The 833-nt window shown below is 63.7% G+C and carries 1 protein-coding gene; it reads right to left on the bottom strand.

Annotated features, from left to right (window positions below; translation table 11 throughout):
- Positions 1-833 (bottom strand): AMP-binding protein (locus CCL05_RS43335; RefSeq protein WP_143590079.1); only part of this gene is annotated, 833 nt, incomplete at both ends.

The following is an 833-nucleotide window of genomic DNA, read 5'->3' as shown; positions in this document are numbered from 1 at the left end:
TTCACCTGGAAATCGGTACGACCCAGATACTCCAACTCACCCGCGGCAGTCCACCGCACCAGGTCACCCGTGCGATACATCCGCTCCGCAACATCGAACGGATCGGCCACGAACCGATCCGCGGACAGATCCGGGCGCGCCACATACCCACGCGCCAACTGCACACCCGCGAGATACAACTCACCCGCAACACCCACCGGAACCGGCCGCAACCGCCCGTCCAACACATACACCCGCGTGTTGAACACCGGAGCACCGATCGGCACCGACACCGCATCCGCATCCGTCACCTCATGGAAGGTGACATCAACCGCCGCCTCGGTCGGACCGTACAAGTTGTGCACAGCCGTCCCGGTCAACTCCCGCAACCGATGCGCCGGCTTCGGCGCCAACGCCTCACCCGAGGAGAACACCAACCGCAGCGAACCACACCGCGCCGCACCCGAACCCGCGGACACACCCGGCAGCGCGGCCACGAACACCGTCAACATGGACGGCACGAAATGCGCCACCGAAACACCCTCGGTATCGATGACCTCGGCCAGATACTCCGGATCCCGATGACCATCCGGCTTGGCGACCACCAGCCGCGCACCGACCTGCAACGGCCAGAAGAACTCCCACACCGACACATCGAACGTCGACGGAGTCTTCTGCAACACCACATCCGACGCAGTCAAACCATACTCCGACTGCATCCACACCAGGCGATTCACAATCGCCGCATGCGACACCGCCACACCCTTCGGACGACCCGTCGAACCCGACGTGAAAATCACATACGCCGTATTCGACGGACGCAACGGCGCACGACGATCCGCATCCGTGACCGG

The sequence above is a fragment of the Streptomyces africanus genome, from assembly GCF_002150735.1.
Taxonomy (GTDB): domain Bacteria; phylum Actinomycetota; class Actinomycetes; order Streptomycetales; family Streptomycetaceae; genus Streptomyces; species Streptomyces africanus.
Note: the sequence above shows the minus strand (reverse complement) of the source record. Positions and strands in the feature narration are given on the sequence as shown.